The sequence below is a fragment of the Kribbella sp. VKM Ac-2566 genome (genome assembly GCF_004366005.1).
Classification (GTDB): domain Bacteria; phylum Actinomycetota; class Actinomycetes; order Propionibacteriales; family Kribbellaceae; genus Kribbella; species Kribbella pratensis.
Genome location: NZ_SODT01000008.1, coordinates 1,040,153 through 1,062,635 on the forward strand (window position 1 = coordinate 1,040,153; position 22,483 = coordinate 1,062,635).

A 22,483-nucleotide genomic window follows, 5' to 3' on the forward strand; every position below is an offset into this window, starting at 1 on the left:
TCGGGATGAAACTGTCCCAGGGTGTGGAGTGGATGCTGCACAGCGTCGCGGTGATCGCGCAGGCGCCCACGGGGACAGCAGTGGCGCGCCGTGTGCTCGCCGAGAACTACGACCTGCCCGAGGCCTACCTCGCCAAGCACCTCAAGGCCCTGGTGCGAGCCGGCGTCCTGGTGGCGACCACCGGCCCGACCGGTGGGTTCCGGCTCGCGCGCGACCCGGCCGGGATCACGGCACTGGACATCGTCGAGGCGATCGAGGGCAGCGCCTCACCGTTCACCTGTCAGGAGATCCGGCAGCGGGGACTTGCCGCCACTCCGCCGGAGCTGTGCCGCCGGCCGTGCGGGGTCGCGGCGGTGATGGATCGCGCGCACCAGGCGTGGCGCTCGACCTTGCAGGAAGTCACCGTGGCCGACCTGGTCAAGCTCACGCCGAAACCGCTGCGCGACCAGCTCGTCGCCCGGCTGAGCTCAGGCCGCTGACAACCTAGACGACCGAGAGCGGCAGGAGCTTCTTGCCGGTCGGACCGATCTGGATCTCCGTGCCCATCTGCGGGCAGACGCCGCAGTCGAAGCACGGCGTCCAGCGGCAGTCCTCGACCTCGATCGCGCCGTCCTCCTCGAGCGAGTCCTGCCAGTCCTCCCACAGCCAGTCGCGGTCCAGCCCCGAGTCCAGGTGGTCCCACGGCAGTACTTCGGCGTACTCGCGCTCGCGCGTCGTGTACCAGGCGAGGTCGACCGGCTCGTCGGCGAGCGCCTTCGCGGTGCACTCGATCCAGCGGTCGTACGAGAAGTGTTCGCTCCAGCCGTCGAAGCGGCCGCCGTCGCGCCACACCGCCTCGATCACGCGGCCGACGCGCCGGTCGCCGCGGGACAGCAGTCCCTCGATGATGCCGGGCTTGCCGTCGTGGTACCGGAAACCGATCGCCTTCGCGTAGCCCTTCTCGGACCGGATCGCCGCACCGAGCTTCGCCAGCCGCGCGTCCGTCTCCTCCGCGCCGAGCTGGGCGGCCCACTGGAACGGCGTGTGCGGCTTCGGCACGAATCCGCCGATCGACACCGTGCACCGGATGTCGCGCCGGCCGGACACCTCGCGGCCGGTCTCGATCACCCGCTTCGCGAGGGCCGCGATCGCCAGCACGTCCTCGTCGGTCTCGGTCGGCAGGCCGACCATGAAGTACAGCTTCACCTGCCGCCAGCCGTGGCTGTACGCCGCCGCGACCGTGCGGATCAGGTCCTCCTCGGTGACCATCTTGTTGATCACCTTGCGCATCCGGTCCGACCCGCCCTCCGGCGCGAAGGTCAGACCGCTGCGCCGGCCGTTGCGGGAGAACTCGTTGGCCAGCGTGATGTTGAACGCGTCGACCCTTGTCGAGGGCAACGACAGCGAGACGTTGCTGCCCTCGTACCGGTCCCCCAGGCCCTTCGCGACGTCGGCGATCTCGCTGTGGTCGGCGCTGGAGAGACTGAGCAGGCCGACCTCCTCGAACCCGGACTGCTTCAGCCCGTTCTCGACCATGTCGCCGATCGTGGTGATGCTGCGCTCGCGCACCGGCCGGGTGATCATGCCCGCCTGGCAGAACCGGCAGCCCCGGGTGCAGCCGCGGAAGATCTCCACGGAGTACCGCTCGTGCACGGTCTCGGCGAGCGGGACCAGCGGCTTCTTCGGGTACGGCCACGCGTCGAGGTCCATGACCGTGTGCTTCGCCGTACGGAACGGAACGCCTTGGCGGTTGGGTACGACGCGCTGGATCCGGCCGTCCGGCAGGTAGTCGACGGTGAAGAACTTCGGGATGTACACACCGCCGGACTTCGCCAGCCGCATCAGTACCTCGTCGCGACCGCCCGGGCGGCCCTCGTCCTTCCACTCCCGGATCACCTCGGAGATCGCCAGAACGATCTCCTCGCCGTCACCGAGCACCGCGGCGTCGATGAAGTCCGCGATCGGCTCCGGGTTGAACGCGGCATGCCCGCCGGCCAGCACGATCGGGTCCTCGTCGGTGCGGTCGACCGCGTGCAGCGGGATCCCGGCCAGGTCGAGCGCGGTCAGCATGTTCGTGTACCCGAGCTCGGTCGAGAACGACAGCCCGAAGACGTCGAACGCGCGCACCGGCCGGTGGCTGTCCAGGGTGAACTGCGGGATGTCGTTGTCCCGCATCACCTTCTCCATGTCCGGCCAGACCGAGTACGTCCGCTCGGCCAGGATGTGGTCGCGCTCGTTCAGCACCTCGTACAGGATCTGCACGCCCTGGTTCGGCAGCCCGACCTCGTACGCGTCCGGGTACATCAGCGCCCACCGGACACTGACGGCGTCCCACTCCTTGCTGACCGAGTTCAGCTCACCACCGACGTACTGGATCGGCTTCTGCACACTCGGCAGCAACGCCTCCAGGCGCGGGAACAGCGATTCGACAGTCATAGCCACTTCCAGTCAGCGATCAGAGCACCCACCAGCCTAACGCCGCGACGGCTGGATGCCGCATTCAGCCGAGGTGGGCGAGGAGGAGGGGGTTGATGACTTCGGGGTGGGAGTAGGTGACCAGGTGGGCGGCGTTTTCGATGATTTCCAGGTGGGCGCCGGGGATCTGGGTTGCCAGTGGTACGACGGTTTCGGGTGGGACGGACGTGTCGGATTCGGCCGTGATCAGGAGGACCGGGGCGGTGATCGTGGACAGGCCGGGGAGGAGGTTGGTGGTGCTGAGGGCCTCGCAGCAGGCGGCGTAGCCCTCGGCGGGGCAGTCCAGCAGCATCCGTCGTACGGGCTCGGTGTCCTTGAACTCCGGGAGGAACCAGCGGCCCAGGGTCGCGTCGACGATGGCTTGGGTGCCCTCGGCCCGTACCTGGGCGGCCCGCTCGGTCCACATCTGCGGGTTCTCGGCCGGGTTGGACGGCGGGCAGAGCAGCGCGAAACGGTGGAAGCGGTCCGGGGCGTTCTGCGCCAGCCACAGGCCCACTGCGCCGCCGAGTGAGATCCCGACGTACGACGCCTGCTCGACTTCGAGCGTGTCCAGCAACTCGACGACGTCGCCGCCCAGGTCGTCGATCGTGTACGGCCCGTCGGGGACCTCCGACCCGCCGTGACCCCGGTGATCGAACGCCACCACCCGGAACCGCTTCGCCAGTACGTCGACCTGCGGCGCCCACATCCCCTGATCGGCACCGAGCGACGACCCGAGCAGCACTACGGGCGCATCGGCCGGTCCTGTCTCCACGTAGTTCAGTCGCATGCCCCCACCTTACGAAACTCCGCCCGCCCGGACGCGGAGCGCGACCTGACAACCCCGATGATGTGCACTCTCGACAGGTAGAGCACCCCGAGACACCGTACGCATCCGACGTCGCCACGCTCAGGTGCACTACCCCACCGCCCAACACCACCTGTCGAACTGCACACCACGAGCTGATTCGGCGTCTGGGGTCAGTGGTCCGGTAGCGGCATCACTGTCGTGCGGCGGTGGTGCTCGAAGACGACCGAGCTGCGGATGTCGGCGATCTCCTGGCGTTTCGCGAGGGCGAGGACCAGGTCGCGGAGCGCCTCGGTGTCCTTGACGGCAACGTGGGCGAGGAAGTCGGAGCCGCCGGAGACCATGAACATGTCCAGGGTCTGCGGCAGGTCCATCACGTACTTCTGGAAGGCGGTTGCTACCGCCATCGCCTGCGGGCGGAGCTTGATCGAGATGATCGCCTGGGTCGACCGGTCGATCGCCTTCAGGTCGACGGCCGCGTGGTACCCGCTGATGACCCCACGATCGCGCAGCCCGCGGATCCGCTCCAGACACGTCGACGGCGCGATCTTGAGCTCGGCCGCCATGTCCCGGTTGGTCCGGCGGGCGTCGTTCTGCAGCATCCGCAGCAGCGCCGTATCAAGTTCGTCCATGCCGCCCAGTTTCCCAGATCCGCCGAACGATGTTCGGAGTACGCCGAGATCGGCCGCCTATCGGGCTAGCGTGACCGCCGTGCTGACGAACAAGATGGTCGTGATCATCGCGGCCGAAGCCCCCATCGGTGTCGCCCTCAACACCGCCGCCCTGCTCGGCGTCGGCGTCGGCAGGCACCACGACGACACCGTCGGACCTGACACCACCGATGCCGCCGGCGTCCCCCACACCGGCATGTGCGCATACCCGATCCCGATCCTCCGCGCCCCCGCCGACACCCTCAGCACGCTCCGGGCCGAGGCTGCCGCGCGCCCCGACGTCACGATCCACGACATGCACCAGGTCGCCCAGCGGGCCCGCACCTACGAGCAGATGTCCACGACGCTCGCCGGCACGAAGCCCGAGGACATCGAGTACTTGGGCCTGGCCCTCTACGGTCCGCGCGCCTCCATCGACTCCCTGACCGGAGCACTCCCCCTCTACCGCTGACCCAAGCGCCCCCGCTCCAGCGCTGACCCGAGCGCGCCCGCTCCACCGCTGATCGGGCCGCTCCGTCCGCCGCTGATGGGGTGCTCCCCTTCACCAGCTATTCGGGCAAGTGCGGGGTGATGAGTTCGAGCAGGATCGCGTGGCTCTTCTCATCGGCGGCGGCGATGACTCCCGGACCGGAGTGGAGCGGACCCCCACGCAGATCGGTCACGACGCACCCGGCGGCGCGGCAGAGCGCGAGGCCGGCTGTGAAATGAACGCTGTCGCGAAGGCTGCCATCGGTCACATACGCCGTACGTCGCCCCGCCGCCACCCACGCGACCGCCAACGTCGTCGACAGGACTCGCTGACCGAACGCGCCCCGGAAGGCAGGATCCGCGAGCAGCCGCGACCCGAGAAACCCGCCGTCCGTGATCGGGTCGAGGTTGACGTCCACCAGCAGCGAGTCCGCGGACGGCACCAGCGGCAGATCGAAACCGTCGCGACGGACGCTTGTGGTTTCGCTATCGGTCCAGAAGATCTCACCGGAGACCGGGTCCGCCACCGCGGCGACGCTTGTCCTGCCGTCGACCTGCAACGCAACGTTGACCGAGAACAGCGGCGTACCAGCGGCGAAGTTGAGCGTGCCGCACAACGGATCGACCAACCAGCGCCGCGAAGCATCGGCCTCCCCGCTCGCGCCGTACTCCTCGCCGAGAATCGCATCCCCGGGCCGCGCACTCTGGATCAACTCGACGATCGCCCGCTCGGCGGCAAGATCGGCGTCCGTCGCAAAGTCCGTCGCCGACTTGCCATGCCGCGCGACCACAGTGCCGTACTTGCCCCGCACCACGGCAGCCCCAGCCGCAGCCGCCGCGATCGCTACCTCGAGATCAGAACTCATACCGCCATCCAACACGTGCCACACAGCGCAAAGCTTCTCCGGGTCAGGCGGGTTTCAGGACGTGCCGGGCCTTCGTGACGGCTGCTTCGGTGGCGGGGTCGAGCTCGGTGCCCTGGCCGGCGAGGACTCCGACGGAGATGATCACGTCGTCGACGCCGGTGACGACGGCGGCGTACTCGAGGCCGCGTTTCGGGCCGCTGGTGCCGGTGAGGCGGAACGCGAAGGGCTTCGAGCCGTACTGCGGGGCGGTGATCTTCTCGACCTTCATCGACGTGCTGGCGGCGCCGTCGGTCTTCAAGGTCAGCTTGGTGCAGGAGTCGACGGCCTCGGCGTACTTGTCGCGGAGGTCGGTGACGTCGTCCGCGGTGCCCATCGCGTCGAGGCCGTAGTCGATGTACGGGCCTTCCTGACCGCCGGTGAACGTCCGGGTCACGCTGGCCTTCGAGCCGGGCGCCTTGGTGGCGTTCAGGTACTTCACCAGCGTCTTGCACCGGCTGCTCGACGAGGAGAACGGTTTGGAGCCCTCGTCAGCCTCCTCCTTGTCCTCCGTGAACCCGCTCGGCAGATCGGCGAGCTCGAGCATCGCCTTGGTGAGCTCGGCGGTCGTCCGCGTGACAGGTGCGGCCGGCGTCGAGGCAGTGGCGGTAGAGGTCGGCGCCGGCGTGCTGGGCGGCGGACCGGCGACCTGCTTGTCGTCCCCTCCCCCACAGGCGGCGAGAGACAGCATGAGGACGGGTGTGAGCGGAAACGAAACTGACCTGATCATGGGCCTTCCGAGGCTCTGGGCGGGGGCCGAGCAGGGAGCAGCGTACCTGACGGGTCAGTCGAGCGGTCAGTAGCGGTGCGAGCGGAGGTGGATGTTCTGCAGCAGGCCGACCGCCAGCAGGCACGCGAACATCGAGGAACCGCCGTACGACACGAACGGCAGCGGCAGGCCCGTGACCGGCATGATGCCGAGCGTCATCCCGATGTTCTCGAACGCCTGGAACGCGAACCAGCAGACGATCCCGGTCGCCACCAGCCGGCCGAACGCGTCCCGCGCGGTCACCGCGATCCGCAGCCCGCGGAACAGGATGATCGCGAACAGCACGATGATCGTGCCGGCCCCGATCAGCCCGAGCTCCTCGCCCGCGACCGTGAACACGAAGTCGGTGTGCTGCTCGGGGACGAACGCGTTCTGCGTCTGGCCGCCGTGGAACAGGCCCTGCCCGAACACCCCGCCGTTCCCGATCGCGATCCGCGCCTGGTTCACGTTGTACCCGATGCCCTGCGGGTCCGAGGACGGGTGCATGAACGCGGTGAAGCGGGCGATCTGGTACTCCTTCAGCACCTGCAGCTTGATCGCGATCGCCGCCACCAGCACGCCCGCGGTGAGCAACCCGAGCATCCAGCGTTTGGGTACGCCGGAGACCGCGATGATCCCGAACACGATCGACCCGAGCACCATCACCGTGCCGAGGTCCGGCTGCAGCATCACCAGGACCACCGGTACGGCGGCGACCCCGACCGCCTGCGCGACGTCGATGGTCCGCGCGTCCTCGTGGCGATCGGTCTCGCTCTTCTCCGCGATCAGCAACGCCATACCGACGATCACCGCGAGCTTGGCGAACTCGCTCGGCTGGATCGACATGAACGGCAACTGGATCCACGACCGGGAACCGTTGATCGTCGAGCCGACGCCGGGCACCAGGACCAGGATCAGTCCGACGACCGAGCCGGCGTACAGCAGCGGGGCGAGGATCCGGACCCGGCGGTGGTCGGTGATCGCGGCGCCGATCGCCAGCACCAGGCCGATCGCGAAGTTCAGCGCGTGCCGGACCAGGAACGCGTCCGGTTTGCCCTCGGTCAGCGAAGTGCGGTTGTGGGTCGCGGACCAGATCAGCAGGGCGCCGATGAACGACAGTGCGACGACGCCGAACACCAGGATCCAGTCGACGTGCCACACCGTCGACCGGCGGTCCATCCGCGGCCGGGTCCGGATCGGGGTCAGTAACGCCATCTCACTGCACCGGCTTTCCTTGACCGGGCGGCGGCGCGGGCTTGATGTTGTACAGGGTCTCGTAGATCTTGCGGACCGCGTCACCGCCGGCGCCCGAACCGGTACCTGCCTGGCTGATCATCATCACCACGGCGTACCGATCGGTGTACGACGCGAGCCACGACGTCGTCTGCTTGCCGTACACCTCGGCCGTACCGGTCTTGGCGCGGACCGGGATCTTGTCGAGCGGGAAGCCCTGGAACTTCCAGGCCGCTGTACCCGAGACGGTGGTCTGCTTCAGCGCGGTGTCGATGTACTTCAGGGTGTTCCGCGGGACCGGGAGCCTGGACTTCACGACCGGCTTGATCTCGTGCGGCTTGCCGTTCGCGCCGACCCAGGACTGCACGACCCGCGGCTCGTACAGCGTGCCGCCGTTCGACAGGGCCGAGTAGACGGTCGCGAGCTGCAGCGGCGTGATCGTCGTGTCGCCCTGGCCGATCGCGAAGTTCACCGCGTCGCCGGCGCGGTACTTGTACCCGTCGACGCAGAACTCGCGGGCGAACTGCTTCAGGAACGCCGACGTCCCGGCGGGCGGGTTGGCCGCGATCTTGCAGTAGTAGTCCTTCTGCGAGTCGTAGTACGTCTTCTTCCACTTGCGGTCCGCGATCCGGCCGCTGACCTCGCCGGGCAGGTCGATCCCGGTCGGCTTGCCGAGCCCGAACTTCTGCGCCATCTCGACCAGCGGGTCGCGGGTGCCGATGTCGCTGGAGTTGCCGCCCTCCTTGAGCCAGAGCGCGTACGCGATCCGGTAGAAGAACGTGTCGCAGGACAGCGCCAGCGCCTGGTCGAAGCCGATCATCCCGTACGACGCGGACTCGTAGTTCTTGAACCGGCGGTTGCCGACCTCGAAGTACGACGAGCAGTCGAGCCGCGTCTTCGGGCTGTACCCGGCGCCCATCGCGGCCGCCGTGGTGATCGGCTTGAACGTCGACCCCGGCGCCAACTGCCCCTGCAGTGCGCGGGACACCAGAGGAGTGCCGGACTTGGTCGAGTACAGCGCGTCCAGCTCGCGCTGGGTGATGCCGCCGACCCAGACCCCCGGGTCGTACGTCGGATAGCTGGCCATCGCCACGACCCGGCCGGTCTTGGTGTCCATCACGACCGCGGCGCCGGAGTCGGCGACGTACTTCTTCTTGGTGATCTTGTCGTACTGCTTCCGGGCGGTCATGATCGCGTTCTTCAGCTGGGCCTCGACCGACGCCTGGATGCGCGCGTCGATCGTCGTCACCAGCGTGGCGCCCGGGACCGGAGCGGTCTGCTTCTTGATACCGGTCGTGTACCCGACGGCGTCGACGATCACGTCCTTCTCGCCCGGCGTACCGCGCAGGAGTTTGTCGTACGACCGCTCGACGCCCGCCCGGCCGACCAGGTCCGAGCGGTGCGGGACCGAGTCCTGCCCGGCCTTGTCCATGTCCTCGAGCTCTTCGGTGGTGATCGGCGACAGGTACCCGAGGATGTGTGCCGCGTTCACCTTGTACGGCGAGGGGTACGCGCGCAGTGTCTGCGAGTCGGCGGCGATCCCCGGGAAGTCCTCGCGGCGCTCCATCACCTCGATCGCGACCTGCTCGCTGACGTCCTTCGCGACCGGGATCGGTTGGTACGGCGTACCGTTCCAGCAGGCGGGTGGTTTGGACGCGCCCGGCTCACCGCACAGCATCGTGCGCGCCTTGAGGTCCTTCGGCTTCTGCCCGAGCACCTTCGCGAGACGGGCGAGGACGACGTTCTGCTGGCTCTCCGGGAGCTTGGCGAGCACCGAGCGGTCGACCGTGATCACCACCGAGACCCGGTTGCCGACGAGGGTCCGGCCCTGCGAGTCGACGATCGTGCCGCGCGGGGCCGGGACGAGCACCTGCCGGATGTGCTGCGCGGTCGCCGCCTGGCTGTAGTCCGCGCTCGACATCACCTGCATGTACCAGAGGCGGCCGAACAGCGTGCACAGCAACGAGAAGACCAGCACCCCGATCACGAACAACCGGAGCCGGGCCTTGAGCGGGGCCTCGAGGCCGTCCCAGCTCATGGCAACGACCCTTCGGGCGGGAGAACGTGGCGACGGGAGTGGCAGGACAGATGAGTGCTCATGGGGCGACTCGCCGGCGTTCGCGGGCGGGCTGGACGCGGCCCATGATCCACATGACCAGCGGGATCACCACGATCGCACCGACCACGTCGTACCCGGCGGCGATGCCGAGGCGAACGCCGAACTCACCCCAGTCGACCGACGGGTCGTGCAGCAGCGATCCGGTCGCGCTGTAGACGAAGAACGAGACCGCCGTCCCGAGCACGACCGTCAGCGCGACGCCGAGCGGCCCGACCGGGCTGCCGGAGGTCTCGCGGCGGATCAGCCCGGCGATGTACCCGGCGATGGCCAGCGACAACGCCCAGCGTCCGGCGGTGTGGTCGGCCGGCGGCACGACGTCCAGCAGCAGACCGCCCGCGAAACCGGCGATCGCGCCCCACTCCGGCCCGCGGGACAGCGCCAGCGCGATCACCACGATCAGCGTCAGGTCGCACGTCACGCCGGCGACCGCGATGTTCGTCAGCACGGACGTCTGCACGGTGACGGCGATCATCAGGAACAGGGCAGCCAACCCGATCCGTAGTGCAATCACGTCAGTTCCCCTTTCCGGTGATCTGAGGGCGCGGAGGCCGCGCAGGTGGTCCGGTCACCACGCCGACGGTGTCGATCCGGGTCGGATCGACGTACGGCTTGACGGTCGCGGTGGACCCGAGGGACCCCTCGTTCGCCGTCACCGAGGTGACGACGCCGATCGGGACGCCCGGCACGTACGGCGCGTTGCCGCTGGAGCCCCAGGTGACGATCCGGTCGCCGACCTTCGGCCGCGCCTTCGGGTCGATCAGCTTGTAGTCGAGGGTGCCGCCGACCTCGCCGCGTCCGGAGACGAAACCGAGCGCCATCGACGCGTTCAGCCGGCCGCCAACGGTCGAGTTGCGGTCGCCGATCAGCAGCACGGTCGCGGTCCCCTGGGTGGTGCGCACCACCCGGCCGACCAGACCGGTCCCGTTCAGCACGGTCATGTCGGTGTGCACGCCGTCCGCCGTCCCGGCGTCGATCGTGACCGTGTGGCTGAACGTCTGCGCACTGCCGATCCCGATCACCCGGGCCGGCGTCATCGTGTACGCCGGAGCGACCTTGAGCAGCTTGTCCAGCTCCTGCGCACGGTTGCGGGCGTAGTCGGAGGTGGTCAGCTCCCGGGTCAGGTCCTCGTTGTCCTTCTTCAGTTTTTCGTTCTCTGCTTTCAACCTGTCCATTTCCGCGAATCTGTCGCGGAGGTTGTCCACAGGCTGCCGGGCCGAGGTCGCGGTGGACTCCAGCGGGCCGAAAACGCCGGCCGCGGCCTCCCGCAGCGGCTCGACCGGCGATCCGGCCGACCGGCGGGCGTCGAGCACGATCAGCGTGAAACAGGCCAGGATCACGAGCACGAGCACGGTACGGCGGCGGCGCACGTCGCGCGGCGTACCGGCCGAACGCAGCGGGGTCTCCCCCGCCGACCGGAACGCGCTCCTGGTCGTCGGGGTACCGAGGTCTTTGAGCATCGCCTGCTACCTCAGCGCCGGTTGTCGGTGACCAGGATGCGGTTGAGGGTCTCGATGTTGTCGACGCACTTGCCGGCGCCCAGGACGACCGCGTCCAGCGGGTTCTCGGCGACGTGGATCGGGATGCCGGTCTCGTGCCGCAGCCGCTCGTCCATGCCCTTCAGCAGCGCACCGCCGCCGGTCAGCACGATGCCGCGGTCGACGATGTCGCCGGCCAGCTCCGGCGGCGTCTTGTCCAGGGTGGCCTTGACCGCGTCGACGATCGCGGTGATCGGCTCCTCGATCGCCTGCCGCATGTCCGCCGACGACACCTTCACGGTCCGCGGCAGCCCGGAGATCATGTCCCGGCCGCGGATCTCGCTGTCCGGGCCGTCCGTGGTCGGGAACGCCGACCCGATCGTCATCTTGATCTGCTCCGAGGTGGCCTCGCCGAGCAGCAGCGAGAACTCCTTCTTGCAGTAGTTCACGATCGCCTTGTCGATGGCGTCGCCGGCCACCCGGATCGACTGGCTGGTGACGATGCCGCCGAACGAGATGACCGCGACCTCCGTCGTACCGCCGCCGATGTCGACGACCATGTTGCCGGTGGCGTCGCGGACCTCGAGGTTCGAGCCGAGCGCGGCGGCCATCGGCTCCTCGATGATGTACACCTTGCGGGCGCCGGCCATGTACCCGGCGTCGCGGACCGCGCGCTGCTCGACCGCGGTGATCCCGGACGGGACGCAGACCACGATCCGCGGCTTCGCGAAGTACCGGCGGCGGTGCACGCGCTGGATGAAGTACCGCAGCATCTGCTCGGCGGCGTCGAAGTCGGCGATCACACCGTCCTTGAGCGGCCGGATCGCGGTGATGTTGCCCGGCGTACGGCCGATCATCTTTTTCGCCTCGTGCCCGAACGCGACCGCCTCGCGCGGCTCGTCCGTCCGGGTCGCCACCACGGACGGCTCGTTCAGCACGACGCCGCGGCCACGCACGTACACCAGCGTGTTCGCCGTCCCGAGATCGACCGCCATGTCGCGGCCCAGCATGCTGTTCGCCACCGCGGCACCTCCCAATCGACCCCGACCCAGGCTAAGCGCCGCCCGCGCACAGCCCGTGGACCGACACGACTCGCCCGCCCAGAACAGATCGTATCGGTCCAGGCACTTGCAGTCCGCAACGACCTGGAACTACTGCGATTCGGCGGCCGTCTCCAGGTCCCGCAAGGTCCGCTGTCCGCGACGCCGTCAGGGAAGGTCGGGGAACCAGATCTTGATTTCCCGGGTGGCTGATTCCTCGGAGTCGGAGCCGTGGACGAGGTTTTCGCGGTTGGAGAGGGAGAGGTCGCCGCGGATGGTGCCGGGGGCGGCCTTGCGGCCGTCGGTGGCGCCGTTCAAGGCGCGGACCACCTCGATCGCCTCGTCGCCCTCGAGGACCAGCGCGACCATCGGGCCGCTGGTGACGAAGTCCCGCAGCGGCGGGTAGAAGGCCTTGTCGACGTGCTCGGCGTAGTGCTGGTCGGCCAGTTCGCCGTCGATCGTGCGCAGGTCCATGGCGACGATCCGGAGCCCTTTGGCCTCGAACCGGCCCAGCACCTCACCGACGAGGCCACGGCGGACCGTGTCGGGCTTGAGCAGGACCAGGGTGCGCTGCGACATCTGTCAACTCTCTCTCGAAGTAGCCGGGGCGGATGAGCCTAACCGGTCTGTGCCTGGTGCGCCTTCTTGGCTTCCTCGATGCGGCGGCCGAGCACGATGGCGGCGACCCAGAAGGCCGCGAAGGCGACGCCGAGCACGAACATCACGGAGACGACGAAGCCGAGTCCGACCGCGCCGACCTGGACCACCGAACCGAGGACGTACCCGGCCTGGAACCGGAGCAGCCCGGCCGAGACGATCGCGAGCGCCGCCAGGCCGAGACAGACCGGGACCGCGATCGCGGGGCGGATGTCCGCCACCGAGATCATCACCGGCGTGACCAGCGCGAGCACGACCGACTCGAACGCGAGCACGATCGACGCGAGCGACCTCACTGCTCGCCCTTCCCCTTGCGGACCAGCAGCGCCCGCGCCTCGCCGGCGGTGATGACCGAGCCGGTGACCAGTACGCCGCCACTGCCGAGCGCGACCGCGTTCTCCTCGGCGAGCCGGATCGCGTCGTCGATCGCGTCGATCAGGTGCGGGCGGACCAGGACCCGCTCCTCGCCGAACACCTCGGCGGCCAGTTGCCCCAGCTCCTCGGCCGGCATCGACCGCTCGACGAAGCTGTTCCGGGTGCAGACGACCGTTTCCATGATCGGCTCGTACGCCTCGAGGAGGCCGTACACGTCCTTGTCCTTCATACAGCCCAGCACGCCGATCAGCGGCTGGAACTGGAACGCCTCCGAGACCGTGGCCGCGGTCGCCTCGGCGCCGTGCGGGTTGTGCGCGGCGTCGACGACGATCGTCGGGCTGTGCCGGACGACCTCCATCCGGCCGGGGCTGGTGACCTGCTCGAAGCCGGCCTGCAGCAGTTCGGTGGTGACCCGGCCCTCGGTCTCCGGGCTGGCGCCGAGGAGGGCCTCGACCGCGGCGATCGCGGTGGCCGCGTTGTGTGCCTGGTACTCGCCGTGCAGCGGGATGAACACGTCCTCGTACTCGCCGCCGAGGCCCTTGATCGAGACGACCTGGCCGCCGACCGCGAGCGCACGGCTGACGACGCCGAACTCGATCCCCTCGCGGGCGACCTGCGCGCCCACCTCGGCGGCCTTGCGGAGCAGGACCTCGAAGACTTCCAGGCTCTGCTGGGCCATCACGGTCGTACCGCCGGGCTTGATGATGCCGGACTTCTCGCCCGCGATCGTGACCGGATCCGCACCCAGCAGGTGCGCGTGGTCGACCGCGATCGGGGTGATCACCGACACCGTGCCGTCGGCGACGTTGGTGGAGTCCCAGCTCCCGCCGAGGCCGACCTCGATCACCGCGACGTCGACCGGCGCGTCCGCGAACACGGCGTACGCCATGCCGGTCATCACCTCGAAGAACGTCAGCGGGTGCTCCTGCTCGGCGTCGACGACGTCGAGGTACGGCGCGATCTCCTCGTACGCCTCGACGAAGCGCTGCTCGCTGATCGGTTCGCCGTCCAGTGTGATCCGCTCCCGGACCGACTCCAGGTGCGGGCTGGTGAACCGGCCGGTACGCAGCCCGGCCTCGCGCAGCAGGGTGTCGATCATCCGGGCCGTGGACGTCTTGCCGTTGGTCCCCGTCAGGTGCACCACCGGGTAGGCCTTCTGGGGGTCGCCGAGCAGCTCGACGAGCCGCTGCACGCGCTCCAGGGTGGGCTCGATCTTGTGCTCCGGCCAGCGCTGCTGGAGCCGTGCCGATACCTCGGCGAAGGAAAGGTCGCTCATCAGAAAGCCAAGTCTAGAGAGGGCTGTGGATAAAGCGGTCGGAGCACCCCTTGACAACCACTAACATTGTGCGCATGAGCCAGACGTCCCGTGTTCCAGACAAGCCCAGCCTCGACGGTCTCGAGGAGAAGTGGGCTGCCGTATGGAAGGAGCAGCAGACCTACGCCTTCGACCGCACCGCCGAGCGCGCCGATGTCTACTCCATCGACACGCCGCCGCCGACGGTCTCGGGATCGCTGCACGTCGGGCACATCTTCAGCTACACGCACACCGACCTGGTCGCGCGGTACCAGCGCATGCGCGGCAAGAAGGTCTTCTACCCGATCGGCTGGGACGACAACGGCCTGCCCACCGAGCGCCGGGTCCAGAACTACTACGGCGTCAAGTGCGACCCCTCGCTGCCGTACGACCCGGCCTTCACCCCGCCGGCCAAGCCGGATCCGAAGAAGCAGGTCCCGATCTCCCGGCAGAACTTCGTCGAGCTGTGCGGTGAGCTCACGCACATCGACGAGCAGGCGTTCGAGGCGATGTGGCGGCAGGTCGGCCTGAGCGTCGACTGGTCGTACCTCTACACCACGATCTCCGAGGACTCCCGGCGTACGTCGCAGCGCGCGTTCCTGCGCAACTTCGCGCGCGGCGAGGCCTACCTGGCCGAGGCGCCGACGGTCTGGGACGTCACGTTCCAGACCGCGGTCGCGCAGGCCGAGATGGAGGCCCGGCCGTATCCGGGCGCCTACCACCGGATCTCCTTCCACGGCGCCGACGGCCCGATCTACATCGAGACCACCCGCCCGGAGCTGATCCCGGCCTGCGTCGCGCTGATCGCGCACCCGGACGACGACCGCTACAAACACCTGTTCGGTACGACGGTGAAGTCGCCACTGTTCGGCGTCGAGGTCCCGGTCCTGGCGCACGAGGCCGCCGAGATGGACAAGGGCGCCGGCATCGCGATGTGCTGCACCTTCGGCGACCAGACCGACATCCAGTGGTGGCGCGAGCTGCAGCTCCCGGTCCGCACGGTCATCGGCCGCGACGGCCGGCTGCTGCGCGACACCCCGGCGTGGCTCGAGGGTTCGGAGCTGTACGCCGAACTCGCCGGAAAGACCGTGTTCAGCGCGCGCGAGCTGATCGTCCAGAAGCTGCGGGAGTCCGGCGACCTGGACGGCGAGCCGAAGAAGACCGAGCGGATGGCGAACTTCTACGAGAACGGCGACAAGCCGCTCGAGATCGTCTCCACCCGGCAGTGGTACATCACCAACGGCGGCCGCGACGCCGGGCTCAAGCAGGAGTTCCTCGAGCGCGGCAACGAGCTCGCCTGGGTCCCGGAGCACATGCGGCACCGCTACCTGAACTGGGTCGAGGGCCTGAACGGCGACTGGCTGATCTCCCGCCAGCGGTACTTCGGCGTCCCGTTCCCGGTCTGGTACCCGCTGAACCACGACGGCGAGCCGGACTACGAGCACCCGTTGATGCCGTCCGAGGCGGAGCTGCCGATCGACCCGACCTCGCAGGCGCCGCGCGGGTACGACGAGTCGCAGCGCGGCAAGCCGGGCGGGTTCGAGGCCGACCCCGACGTGATGGACACCTGGGCGACGTCGTCGCTGACGCCGCACATCGTCTGCGGGTGGGAGCGGGACGACGACCTGTTCCGCCGTACCTTCCCGATGGACCTGAACACGCACGCCCACGAGATCATCCGCACCTGGCTGTTCTCGCGCGTCGTCCGGGCGCACTTCGAGAACGGCTCGCTGCCGTGGGCGCGGTCGATGATCTCCGGGTTCGTCGTCGACCCGGACCGCAAGAAGATGTCGAAGTCCAAGGGCAACGCGATCATTCCGTCGGAGATCCTGCAGAAGTTCGGCTCGGACGCGGTGCGCTGGCGGGCCGCGATGGCGCGGCCGGGGCTGGACTCGCCGTTCGACGAGTCGCAGATGAAGGTCGGGCGCCGGCTCGCGATCAAGGTCCTGAACGCGTCGAAGTTCGTTCTCGGGTTCGGGGCGACCACGGTCGACCCGTCCGCCGTCACCGAGCCGGTCGACCTCGCGATGCTGCAGCGGCTGCGGGCGGTCGTCGCCGATGCCACGGCGGCCTTCGAGCGGTACGACTACACCGGCGCGCTCGAGATCAGCGAGAGGTTCTTCTGGACGTTCTGCGACGACTACGTCGAGCTGGTCAAGGAGCGCGCGTACGGCGGTCAGGGTGACGCCGGCGCCGCCTCGGCGAAGGCGGCGCTCGCGGTTGCGTTGTCGGTGCAGCTCCGGCTGCTGGCGCCGTACCTGCCGTTCGCGACCGAAGAGGTCTGGTCGTGGTGGCAGGAGGGTTCGATCCACACCTCGCAGTGGCCGACGCCGGACGGCGACCTGCCGGTCGCGGCGCAGGAGCCTGAGGTGCTGGACGCGGTCGCCGAGGTCCTTGCGGGTATCCGCGGCGCGAAGTCCGAGGAGAAGGTCTCGATGAAGACCGAGGTCTCCAAGGTCGAGGTCACCGGGCCGGCCGCGCGGCTCGCGCTCGCCGAGCGCGCCGAGCCGGACCTGCGCGCCGCCGGGCGGATCACCGGCGAGATCGTCTGGCACGCGGACGACTCCGACGCCGTGAAGGTCGTCGCGACGCTCTGATGGCATACACAAGTGCCCGTCTTCCGCTGGGGAGGCGGGCACTTGTGCGTTCGGCGGTTCGACTACGGTTTGTCCTGATGTGGAACCATCGGGACGAGCCGACCGCCGCACCCCGTGACCCTGACGTCCGAGGAGCCAATCGATGAGCGACCCCACCAGCCCGGCAGGTCCCGAGAACCGGACCGACGACGCCGGCGCGGACACCACCGAACTGGCTCCCGTCCCAGCTCTCGACCCTAAGGCTGCCGAACCGAAGGCAGCCGAACCGAAGGCAGCCGAGGCAACGACAGCGGCTGGGGCGACGACAGCGGCTGGGGCGACGAAGAACGCCGGCGGGACGGCCGCCGCGGGGGCGAGCGCTGCCGGCGCGGGTGCTGCCGGGGCGGGTGCTGCCGGGGCGGGTGCTGCGAAGGATGCCGGGGGAACGGCTGTCGCGGCGAAGGATGCGTCGGCGGACGCGGGTGAGGAGCCGAAGAAGAAGGGGTTGCGGCGGTTCAAGGTTCGTGGGCCTTGGGTGACGGTTGGCGGTGCGGTCGTCGTGCTGACCGTGCTGGCAGTGCTCGGGTACTTCTTGGGCCTCGTGCCACTCAGCCTGCTGAACGCCAAGCGGGCGATCACCCCGCCCGCCAAGATCGCGGGCCTGGATCGAATCACCGATCCCGAGATCCGCAGCCAGGCACAGCTAGATCAGACCCGTGACGCGTTGAGCCGGATCAACGACGGCAAGCAGGTGATGGTCGAGGCGTACGGCAGCCTCGAGGGCGACCGGTTCTACGTGCTGATCGCGCTCCGCGGCCGGGTCGACATCGACAAGGTCGTCGCGGACTCCGGTGCGAGCGCGGACAAGGTCAAGAAGATCGGCAAGTCCACCTGCATCGAAGCCGCCGGCAACCTGCCGACCCAGTGCTACCGCGGCTCCAACACCCTCACCGTCATAGCCCAGTCCGCCAACGAAGGCGTGACGGTCGACCAGGTAGAACCCGTGACCGAAGAAGCCTTCAAAGCGATGAGGTAGCGGGTCAACCCGATCCGGGGTCGTGCGACAGGCAATGGTGGGTGGGAACCTGCTATTGCCTGTCCCCAGTCACCAGCGCGTGTCTCCACACCCCACCAACTCCCCACGGTCACCCCGGCGCCGCCCCGGCTCGCGAGCTACCCACCCCCAGCTTGCTGATGGCGCTCCTCGGGCTCCGGCGTGCAGTTCCGGCTGTCGCCCGGAACGCCTGCCTTCTCCAGGATTGCGCTCAGGTGAGGAGGCCTGCGATGAGGACCATGACCGGGATTGAGAGCAGGGTGCTGAGGAGGACTGCGCTGCGGGCCAGGGTGCGGCTGGCTCGGTAGTGGACGGCGTAGACGTAGACGTTCTGGGCTGTGGGTAGGGCGGCCAGGAGGGTCGGGGCCAGGAGGGCCGTGCCGTGGAGGTCCAGGGCCCAGCGGGCGATTGCGTACGCCGTCAGTGGTTGCACGAACGTCTTTAGTGCAACGGCTAGTACGACGTCCCGCCGTACGGTGATCGAGTCCTTGGTGCCTGCGCTCAGGCTGAGGCCGTATGCCACCAGGGCGACGGGAACCGCTGCTGCGGCGACCAGGTCGATCGGCCGCATCACCAGCTCCGGCAGCCGTACGCCGACCACCGACACCAGCAGCCCGAGCAGCGATGCCACCGTCAACGGATTGCGGAACGGCCGCGTGACGATGGTCCGCAGCGACACGCGCCGTCCGCTCCCCTGCCGGTCACCGTCCAGTACGGCGAACGCGACCGGCGCCATGATCAGCACCTGGAACAACACGATTGGTGCGACCAACGCACCGTCCCCCAGCACGTACGCCGCCACCGGTACGCCGAGATTCCCCGCGTTCACGTACGACGACGCGAGCACTCCGATCGTCGCCTGGGACCGCGTGCGCCGCCAGATGACCGCGGCGATCAACAGGAACAACGCCTGCACCACGAACAGGCTCACCAGGTTCGTGACCAGCACCACCGAGAAGATCGCCCGCAGGTCCGCCCGCGCGACGGTCGTGAACAGCAGCGCCGGAGTCGCCACGAAGAACGCCAGCCGAGACAGTACGAGCTCGTCGTCCTTCCGCAGTACGCCGAAGATGCCGACGACGTACCCCAGCACGGCCACAGCGACCAGTGCGCCGAAGGCACCTACGACGGCGGACATCTCAGCTTCTCAGCGGGGTGGACACCCGTCGATCGTAGGGGGAAGCGCTGTCCGCGACGCGTGGGTGCTCAGGAGCTGGATGGTGACGTGCGGCACCTCGTGATGATGCCGGCCATGACTGCCTGGAAGTGTTCCCGGTCGGCAGCGCTGAGATGCCCGATCAGCTCGTTCAGGGCCTCGCCGACCTCGGCGTGGAAGGCGATCGCGGCCCGGCGGCCGACGTCGGTCAGCGTCACCTGCACGGCGCGCCGATCGCCGGGGACCGGCGAGCGCTCGGCCAGGCCGCGCCTCTCGGCGCGGTCCATCAGACCGGTGAGCGCGGCCTTCTCGACCCCGAAGCACTGCGCGAGTTCAGCCATGCCTTTGGGCCCGTCGAGCAGGACGCACAGCAGCTTCGCCTGCACCGGCGTCAGGTCATGCCGCTCGGAGATGCCCGCGTAGAGCCCCTGAACCACGCCGGTGAGCTGCACCAACCCACCAGCCACATCCAGTTCCGCAGGGTCCACACCGGCGCCGTGGACCTGCGCGAACCCGGCGAATCGCCCGCCGCGGGGTCGGGCGCGTTCCGATGAAGTCTTGCTCACCTCCCCACGGTACATGGGATGTATAGTTAATGACGCATACAGTAAATGCCATTAACTATCAGAGGAGAACCGATGTCCTTCAGCGAAGCGGAGATCGCCTATCTGCGGTCCCAGCCCCTGGGCCGCCTCGCCACCGTCTCGGGCGACGGTCAGCCGGACGCCGTCCCAGTCGGTTTCGAGTACGACGGGACGCACCTCTACATCGGCGGGATCGACCCGGTCCGCACCCGCAAGCACCGCAACGTCCGTGACGGAAACACCAAGGTCGCGTTCGTCGTCGACGATCTGGTGTCCACGCGTCCGTGGGTCCCGCGCTACCTGCGGATCTACGGTGAGGCGGACCTCGTCGAGCGCGACGGTCAGTTCGGTACGTCGGAGTACCTCCGGATCACGCCGACCGTGTCCTGGAGCTTCAACCTCGAGGGCCGTCCGTTCACCCACGACACCTTGGTCACCACGACGCGCACCGTGCACACGCCGGAGGCGGTGAAGACCCGATGAGCTTCGACACTCGTCCTGGCACTCGCGGCGCTCGGCAGCCCGGCGGCCGGCTCCTGCACTGGTTCAACAGGTTCAACGCCCGTCGCATCCGGCGGCGCGGCGGCGGCAAGTTCAGGGGCGGCGACGCGTTGGTACTGCGGACGATCGGGCGGAAGTCCGGCGCCGAGCGGGCGACGCCGGTCGCCTGGTTCGCCGACGCGGACGGCAACCGGCTGGTCGTCGCCTCCGCGGCCGGCGCGGCCGGCAACCCGGCGTGGTACTACAACCTGGCCGCGAACCCCGACCAGGTCCGCATCGAGGTCGCCGGCGAGGCGATCGAGGTCCACGCCGAGCAGTTGCACGGAGCGGAGCGTGCGGAGGCGTGGGAGCGCATCACCACAGCGGCGCCCGGTTTCGCGAAGTACCAGGAACAGACCGATCGCGAGCTCCCGGTCATCCGGCTCGTCGAGCGGCACTGAACCGTCACCTGGAAGATGCTGACAAGTCAGAGCGAGGTCTAGAAAGATTCCACCGCCTGCTCGGAGGATAGGCGGCATGACTACTTCCGCTCGAGTGTTCAAGGCTGCCCTCGGCACGGCCGCGGTGTTCGGCGTCCTGGCGACTGGATTGTCGACGGCCGGCGCCGCACCGGTGCGCCTGCAAACGGCCGTGCAGGGCCTGCCGATCGGGGACGCCGATCTGGTCGAGACCCGGACCGACCGCACGCTGGCGCGCGGCGTGACGCTGACCCGGATCGTCCGTGGCACCGACCCGGCGCCGGCCGACCAGATCAACACCACGCCGCGCGGCCCCTGGGTCGTCAACGTGCTCACGATCGACCCCCGGACGGCCGACGGCCACCTGAAGGCGACGTACGGCCCTGACCTGGCCCGCGTCGAGAAGACCTCGGACCTGGTGAAGTCGTCCGGCGCGCTGGCGGGCGTGAACGCGTCGTTCTTCACCTTCACCGCGAACCCGCAGTACCCGGGCGACCCGGTCGGGCTCGGCCTCTCCGACGGCAAGCTGCTCAGCGAGCCGCTCGCCGATCCGACCGAGGCCAACCTCGTGATCGATGCCAAGAGCAACAGAGTGGTGACCGGGCACCTGCGCTGGACCGGCGCCGTCCGCAATCTCTTCACCGGCGCTCAGCTGCCACTCGAGTTCCTCAACCACCCGCCGGTGATCCCGGCCGCGTGTGCGACGCTCCCCGACCAGACCACCTGCACGGTGCCGGGTGACGTCGTCCGGTTCACGCCCGAGTTCGCCGCCTCGACTCCGGCCGGCGCCGGCGTCGAGGTCGTACTCGACCGCCGCGGTTGCGTCGTCCGTACGTCGACCACGCGGGGTACGGCGCTCAGCCCTAGCCAGACGTCATTGCAGGCGACCGGCCAGGACACCGTCGCGCTCCTGAAGCTGGCAAAGGGCTGCCTGCGCACGGAGCTCGCGGTGTCGGACGAGAACGGCCGCACGGTCCCGTTGCGCAGCGGCCTGTACGGCGTGACCGGTCGCTACCAGTTGACGAAGAACGGCGAGATCGTCGTACCGGACGGCACCGGAAGCTTCTTCGATCGCAACCCGCGCACGATCGCCGGGACCACGCGCGGCGGCAAGATCGTTCTCGCCACCGTCGACGGCCGCCAGACCACGAGCGTCGGCACCACGATGGACGAGACCGCCGCGGTAGCCAAGGCACTCGGCCTCTACGACGCCATCAACCTGGACGGCGGCGGCTCCACCGCGATGGCGCTCGGCGACGGCACCGTCGTCAACCACCCGAGCAGCACCGGCGGCGCCGAGCGCGCAGTCGGCGACGCGATCGTCTTCGTCCCGAAGGGCTGAACCGGTAGTACGTTGAAAGCATGCGACTGCTGCTGTTGGTGGCTGTGCTGATGAGCACGGCCGCCTGCGGCGGCGCCGGGTCCGGGAAGGAGCCTGCCGTGACCGCACCCTCGAGCATCACAGTGACCAGTCCGGCGTTCCGCGACGGCGAGACGATCCCGCGCAAGTACACCTGCGACGGCGAGGGGGTGCCGCCACCGCTCGCCTGGAAGGACATCCCGGCGAACTCCGGAGCGTTGGCTCTGGTCGTCGACGACCCCGATGCACCCCACGGCACGTTCACCCACTGGATCGTGCTCGACCTCGAAGCGGCTGCCGCCTCTCTGGCTGAAGGCGGCGTGTTGCCGGGCGTCAAGCAGGCGAAGAACTCCGCCGGTAAGACCGGGTACTACGGCCCCTGTCCGCCGAGCGGTACGCACCACTACCGCTTCACCGTCTACGCGTTGTCCGGCGCGACCGGCCTCCTGGACGGCGCCGGCCTCGACGAAGCATTGAAGGCGATCGACGCCAAGACCATCGCCCGCGGCCGGATCACCGGCCTCTACTCCCGCTGAACTTGCGTGATGCAGGTCACATAGAACGAGCCATT

At 68.9% G+C, this 22,483-nt stretch carries 23 protein-coding genes; 8 read left to right on the plus strand and 15 right to left on the minus strand.

The features are described 5' to 3' along the window. Nucleotides 1-5 precede the first annotated feature (5 nt). Nucleotides 6-479, plus strand: coding sequence for an Rrf2 family transcriptional regulator (locus EV647_RS07850; RefSeq protein WP_134000487.1), 474 nt, complete (start codon nucleotides 6-8; stop codon nucleotides 477-479). 4 nt (nucleotides 480-483) lie between these two features. Here EV647_RS07850 and EV647_RS07855 read toward each other — a convergent pair whose 3' ends face one another. The 3 genes from EV647_RS07855 to EV647_RS07865 form a co-directional block, all read right to left on the minus strand. Further along, entirely contained in the window at nucleotides 484-2,415 is a 1,932-nt protein-coding gene (locus tag EV647_RS07855) for a TIGR03960 family B12-binding radical SAM protein (protein ID WP_134000489.1), read from the minus strand. Nucleotides 2,416-2,479: 64 nt separating this feature from the next. Further along, the gene (gene pcaD / locus EV647_RS07860; RefSeq protein WP_134000491.1) at nucleotides 2,480-3,223 is read right to left on the minus strand and encodes a 3-oxoadipate enol-lactonase; all 744 of its coding nucleotides are present in this window, start codon (nucleotides 3,221-3,223) and stop codon (nucleotides 2,480-2,482) included. Nucleotides 3,224-3,414: 191 nt separating this feature from the next. Then, a complete protein-coding gene (locus EV647_RS07865) occupies nucleotides 3,415-3,873 on the minus strand; it encodes an Lrp/AsnC family transcriptional regulator (protein ID WP_134000494.1) in 459 nt (152 codons plus the stop codon). Between the two features lie 79 nt (nucleotides 3,874-3,952). Between EV647_RS07865 and EV647_RS07870 the strand changes: the two genes are divergently transcribed. Beyond that, nucleotides 3,953-4,363, plus strand: a complete 411-nt coding sequence (locus EV647_RS07870; RefSeq protein ID WP_166680244.1) for a DUF2000 domain-containing protein — start codon at nucleotides 3,953-3,955, stop codon at nucleotides 4,361-4,363. Nucleotides 4,364-4,460: 97 nt separating this feature from the next. On the opposite strand, the gene EV647_RS07875 is transcribed toward EV647_RS07870, so the two are convergent. From EV647_RS07875 to EV647_RS07920, 10 genes are all read right to left on the minus strand, one after another. Beyond that, nucleotides 4,461-5,246 carry an inositol monophosphatase gene (locus EV647_RS07875; RefSeq protein ID WP_134000498.1) on the minus strand — a complete coding sequence of 262 codons (786 nt, stop codon included), beginning with the start codon at nucleotides 5,244-5,246 and terminating at the stop codon, nucleotides 4,461-4,463. A gap of 43 nt (nucleotides 5,247-5,289) precedes the next feature. Then, nucleotides 5,290-5,973, minus strand: coding sequence for a hypothetical protein (locus EV647_RS07880; RefSeq protein WP_134000500.1), 684 nt, complete (start codon nucleotides 5,971-5,973; stop codon nucleotides 5,290-5,292). Between the two features lie 105 nt (nucleotides 5,974-6,078). Continuing rightward, a complete protein-coding gene (gene rodA, locus EV647_RS07885; protein ID WP_134000502.1) occupies nucleotides 6,079-7,245 on the minus strand; it encodes a rod shape-determining protein RodA in 1,167 nt (388 codons plus the stop codon). 1 nt (nucleotide 7,246) lies between these two features. Then, a complete protein-coding gene (gene mrdA / locus EV647_RS07890; protein ID WP_134000504.1) occupies nucleotides 7,247-9,301 on the minus strand; it encodes a penicillin-binding protein 2 in 2,055 nt (684 codons plus the stop codon). Nucleotides 9,302-9,359: 58 nt separating this feature from the next. Beyond that, nucleotides 9,360-9,893 carry a rod shape-determining protein MreD gene (mreD, locus tag EV647_RS07895; RefSeq protein ID WP_134000506.1) on the minus strand — a complete coding sequence of 178 codons (534 nt, stop codon included), beginning with the start codon at nucleotides 9,891-9,893 and terminating at the stop codon, nucleotides 9,360-9,362. Nucleotide 9,894: 1 nt separating this feature from the next. Beyond that, nucleotides 9,895-10,839 (minus strand): rod shape-determining protein MreC, encoded by a 945-nt coding sequence (gene mreC / locus EV647_RS07900; RefSeq protein WP_134000508.1) that lies wholly within the window; start codon nucleotides 10,837-10,839, stop codon nucleotides 9,895-9,897. Nucleotides 10,840-10,850: 11 nt separating this feature from the next. Then, entirely contained in the window at nucleotides 10,851-11,867 is a 1,017-nt protein-coding gene (locus tag EV647_RS07905; RefSeq protein WP_130383542.1) for a rod shape-determining protein, read from the minus strand. Between the two features lie 198 nt (nucleotides 11,868-12,065). After that, complete coding sequence (ndk, locus tag EV647_RS07910; protein WP_131343263.1) at nucleotides 12,066-12,476, minus strand: nucleoside-diphosphate kinase; 411 nt, start codon at nucleotides 12,474-12,476, stop codon at nucleotides 12,066-12,068. 38 nt (nucleotides 12,477-12,514) lie between these two features. Next, nucleotides 12,515-12,850: a DUF4233 domain-containing protein gene (locus tag EV647_RS07915; RefSeq protein ID WP_134000510.1), complete on the minus strand. Its 336-nt coding sequence runs from the start codon at nucleotides 12,848-12,850 to the stop codon at nucleotides 12,515-12,517. After that, nucleotides 12,847-14,205: a folylpolyglutamate synthase/dihydrofolate synthase family protein gene (locus EV647_RS07920; RefSeq protein ID WP_134000512.1), complete on the minus strand. Its 1,359-nt coding sequence runs from the start codon at nucleotides 14,203-14,205 to the stop codon at nucleotides 12,847-12,849. Before EV647_RS07920 ends, EV647_RS07915 begins: the two co-directional genes overlap by 4 nt. A gap of 74 nt (nucleotides 14,206-14,279) precedes the next feature. On the opposite strand from EV647_RS07920, the gene valS reads away from it, so the two are divergent. Both valS and EV647_RS42875 read left to right on the plus strand, forming a co-directional pair. Next, nucleotides 14,280-16,820, plus strand: a complete 2,541-nt coding sequence (gene valS, locus EV647_RS07925; RefSeq protein ID WP_134000514.1) for a valine--tRNA ligase — start codon at nucleotides 14,280-14,282, stop codon at nucleotides 16,818-16,820. 142 nt (nucleotides 16,821-16,962) lie between these two features. Further along, nucleotides 16,963-17,835 carry a hypothetical protein gene (locus EV647_RS42875; RefSeq protein ID WP_238177085.1) on the plus strand — a complete coding sequence of 291 codons (873 nt, stop codon included), beginning with the start codon at nucleotides 16,963-16,965 and terminating at the stop codon, nucleotides 17,833-17,835. A gap of 229 nt (nucleotides 17,836-18,064) precedes the next feature. Here EV647_RS42875 and EV647_RS07935 read toward each other — a convergent pair whose 3' ends face one another. Together EV647_RS07935 and EV647_RS07940 are read right to left on the minus strand one after the other, a co-directional pair. After that, nucleotides 18,065-18,991 carry an AEC family transporter gene (locus EV647_RS07935; protein ID WP_134000516.1) on the minus strand — a complete coding sequence of 309 codons (927 nt, stop codon included), beginning with the start codon at nucleotides 18,989-18,991 and terminating at the stop codon, nucleotides 18,065-18,067. Between the two features lie 68 nt (nucleotides 18,992-19,059). Next, complete coding sequence (locus EV647_RS07940; protein ID WP_166679818.1) at nucleotides 19,060-19,575, minus strand: MarR family winged helix-turn-helix transcriptional regulator; 516 nt, start codon at nucleotides 19,573-19,575, stop codon at nucleotides 19,060-19,062. Nucleotides 19,576-19,647: 72 nt separating this feature from the next. On the opposite strand from EV647_RS07940, the gene EV647_RS07945 reads away from it, so the two are divergent. From EV647_RS07945 to EV647_RS07960, 4 genes are all read left to right on the plus strand, one after another. Continuing rightward, nucleotides 19,648-20,076 (plus strand): PPOX class F420-dependent oxidoreductase, encoded by a 429-nt coding sequence (locus EV647_RS07945; RefSeq protein WP_134000520.1) that lies wholly within the window; start codon nucleotides 19,648-19,650, stop codon nucleotides 20,074-20,076. Beyond that, nucleotides 20,073-20,534, plus strand: a complete 462-nt coding sequence (locus tag EV647_RS07950; RefSeq protein ID WP_134000522.1) for a nitroreductase/quinone reductase family protein — start codon at nucleotides 20,073-20,075, stop codon at nucleotides 20,532-20,534. The genes EV647_RS07945 and EV647_RS07950 overlap by 4 nt, the downstream gene beginning before the upstream one ends. 76 nt (nucleotides 20,535-20,610) lie before the next feature. Continuing rightward, entirely contained in the window at nucleotides 20,611-21,894 is a 1,284-nt protein-coding gene (locus EV647_RS07955) for a phosphodiester glycosidase family protein (protein ID WP_134000524.1), read from the plus strand. Between the two features lie 20 nt (nucleotides 21,895-21,914). Continuing rightward, on the plus strand, nucleotides 21,915-22,448 hold the full coding sequence (locus EV647_RS07960; protein ID WP_134000526.1) for a YbhB/YbcL family Raf kinase inhibitor-like protein: 534 nt from the start codon (nucleotides 21,915-21,917) through the stop codon (nucleotides 22,446-22,448). Nucleotides 22,449-22,483 lie beyond the last annotated feature (35 nt).